A 2,794-nucleotide genomic window follows, 5' to 3' on the forward strand; every position below is an offset into this window, starting at 1 on the left:
TACCCGCCCGCCGTCGTCAGTGCAGCAGCACCCGCAGGCTGAGCAGTCCCCGGTGCCTTGGGTTCTCCTGCCACTGCGCGGCCGCGGCCGGTTCGGCCAGGCGCAGGGCCGGGAAGCGGCGCAGCAGTTCGCTGAACGCGACCTCGGCCTGTAGCCGGCCCAGCTGTGCGCCGAGGCAATGGTGGATGCCGTGGCCGAACGCGAGGTGTCGGGTGGCGTCCGGGCGGGTGATGTCGAAGCGGTCGGGGTCGGCGAAGACGGCCGGGTCGCGGTTGGCGGCGAGCAGCGCGATCTGGACGAACTCGCCGGCCGGGATCGTGGTGCCCGCGATGGTCACCGGCTCGGTCGTGCGGCGTAGCGAGGCGACGCTGAACGGGCTCTCGTAGCGCAGGACTTCCTCGATCGCGCCGGGAAGTAGCTCCGGATTCGCACGCAGCGCCGCGAGTTGCTCGGTGTGGCAGAGCAGCGCGTGGATGCCGTTCGCGATCAGGTTGACGGTGCTCTGGTGGCCGGCGATCGCGAGCAGGAACGCCATCGAGGTGATCTCGGCCTCGGTCAGCCGGTCGCCGTCCGCCTGGGCGGCGAGCAGTTCGGAGATCAGGTCGTCGCCCGGGTGGGTGCGCTTGTGGTCGACCAGGGCGCGCAGGTAGTCCGCCATGCCTTCGGCGGTCTCCACCGAGACCTCGCCGTCCGCCCCGCCGTCGTCCTCCGGGCCGGTATCGACCGCGTTGCCCCGGACTTGGAGGTTCTCCCGTTCGGCCTGCGGCGCGCCGAACAGCTCGAAGACCACCGCGAGTGGCAGCGGCAGCGCGAACTCGCTGATCAGCTCGGCCGAGTCGAGCCCGTCCAGCTGGTCCAGCAGTGCGCCGACGTGGCGCTCGACCATCGGTCGTAGGGTCGCCACCTGCCGCCCGGTGTAAGCCTGTTGGACCAGCTTGCGAAGTCGGGTGTGTTCCGGGGGGTCGGAGTTGAGCATATGCGTCATCAGGTCGCGGCCCGGGCCGCCCTCGGAGTTCCCGACGTGTTGGGCGAACGCCTCGGTGACGGCCTTCTTGCTCAGCCGGGGGTCGGCGAGGGCGGTCCGGCACTCGGCGTGGCCCGTGACGACCCAGCCTTCGAGTCCGGCCGCGCCGCCGAACCGGACCTTGCGGGCGCCGCCCTCGGTGCGCCAGCGGCGGTACGCGGCGTGCGGGTCGGCGTAGAACCGGCCGTCGGCGAACTCCGGGTCGGTAGCGCCGTGTTCGGTGTGCATGTGATCAGTGTGCATCGCGTGCCTTCAGGACGCGGACCTCGCTGACGCCGAGCAGACCGAGCAGTGGCACCTTGGCGGTCCGCTGCTCGGGGTCGACGACCAGGCCGGCTGCCCGGATCTGGTCCAGCAGCAGTTCGGCGAGCGGCATCACCATGTGCCGGCCCCAGCAGCGTTCGGAGGAGTGCCCGAACGGCAGGTAGCCGGGAGTGCTGTCCGGGTCGAGGTGGTCCCAGCGCTCCGGGCGGAACTCGTCCGGGTCCTCCCACAGCGCCGGGTCGCGATGTGAGAGCAGCGGCAGGACGAGGATGTCGTCGCCCGCGCCGATCCGCGGATCGAGCGCGGGGTACTCGGGCGATGCGCGGCGCAGGATGTTCCACGACGGCGGCAGCAGGCGCAGTGACTCGAAGATGATGTTCCGGTTCGGCGTGCTGTCGTCGAACGGCGAGCCGAGCCAGAGCGCGTTCGCGACCAGGGTGGAGATGGTGAAGCAGACGGGTGCGGCGGCTCGGCGGTACATGCCCAGCGCGTACCGGCGGTCCTGGTAGTTGGCCGCCTTCGCGGTGAGCCTGCCGAGTTCGGTGAGGTCGTCGCCGGGCTTGGGCCTACCGGGCAGTGCGGCGCCGGCCGAGATCACCAACCAGGTGAGCAGCGGCGTCAGTTCGAGGTTGCGGCTCATCAGGATCCGCAGCCGACGCGGGTCCCGACCGAGGATGAGGTCGCGCAGGAAGAGGTGTCCGGTGAGCGGCCACGGACCGGACAGGTCGATGTTCTGCGGCAGCGGGGCCTTCAGCGCCTCGCGCACGTCGCTGCCGATCGTCCGCGTCACCGAGGACGCCTCGGTGCGGGTGATCGACCGTCCGTGCAGCGGTTTGAATGTGGGCCGTTCGATCTCGGTGGCGCGCCGGGCGGCGAGGATCCGGTCGGTGAGCTCGGGCCCGGCGACCCCGATCGTGTCGGGTTCGAGCCGGACGGCGTCCTTGCCTAGATGGTCCCTGAGCAGGGCCTCAAGTCGGGGGGAGAGCACGGTGTTTCGCGAACGGGCGGAGGCGGGGGAGAGTGCCATGTGATGTCTCCGAGACTTTGCCGGGGCCGGTCTCCGCCCCCGCCCCGGGCCCGATCTCTCGGCGGAGGCCGCGAGGGGGCAGGGGCGGGGGGCGGATCAGCTGTTCAGGTACCGGAGGTACCGATCAGCCGGCTTAGTACCAGATGTACCAAGCGCTGGCCTTCAGGCTCTTCTTGGCGAAGGACGCGTCACGGATGGCGAACAGGATCTTCATCTTGGGGTCTCCCTTTCGTTATCAGGTGGCTGAGTGAACGTAAGGCCACTCTGCAGTCGCCTTACAGACGTATCCACGCAGCCGGGTCCCCATCAGGTTCACCTCTGGCGAAGGCTCTTGTCGAGGGACTTGGGGATATGGGTGGTTTGCTGGCGCATTTTCTGATTCTTCTCCTGCGGCGGTGTGACACCGCTGGGCCGGGCCGGTGGTGTCGGGTGCCGGGGCGGGACAGGTGGAGGATGATGCGGGCGGATTCGGCGACTTG

General features: G+C 69.9%; 3 protein-coding genes. All 3 read right to left on the reverse strand.

Going from position 1 to position 2,794, the window contains the following annotated elements; all coding sequences use genetic code 11:
- Window positions 1-16 precede the first annotated feature (16 nt).
- Window positions 17-1,252, reverse strand: coding sequence for a cytochrome P450 (locus KS423_RS42745; protein WP_224285090.1), 1,236 nt, complete (start codon window positions 1,250-1,252; stop codon window positions 17-19).
- A 4-nt stretch (window positions 1,253-1,256) separates the two neighbouring features.
- Window positions 1,257-2,315 (reverse strand): cytochrome P450, encoded by a 1,059-nt coding sequence (locus tag KS423_RS42750; RefSeq protein WP_224285091.1) that lies wholly within the window; start codon window positions 2,313-2,315, stop codon window positions 1,257-1,259.
- A 133-nt stretch (window positions 2,316-2,448) separates the two neighbouring features.
- Window positions 2,449-2,529 (reverse strand): tryptorubin family RiPP precursor, encoded by an 81-nt coding sequence (locus KS423_RS48680; protein ID WP_224285092.1) that lies wholly within the window; start codon window positions 2,527-2,529, stop codon window positions 2,449-2,451.
- Between the last annotated feature and the right edge of the window lie 265 nt (window positions 2,530-2,794).

The organism is Streptomyces sp. LS1784, assembly GCF_020103755.1.
GTDB lineage: Bacteria > Actinomycetota > Actinomycetes > Streptomycetales > Streptomycetaceae > Kitasatospora.

Coding starts and splice junctions, on each gene's coding strand:
- KS423_RS42745 (WP_224285090.1), bottom strand. CDS start 1,252: ATGCACACCGAACACGGCGCTACCGACCCGGAGTTCGCCGACGGCCGG.
- KS423_RS42750 (WP_224285091.1), bottom strand. CDS start 2,315: ATGGCACTCTCCCCCGCCTCCGCCCGTTCGCGAAACACCGTGCTCTCC.
- KS423_RS48680 (WP_224285092.1), bottom strand. CDS start 2,529: ATGAAGATCCTGTTCGCCATCCGTGACGCGTCCTTCGCCAAGAAGAGC.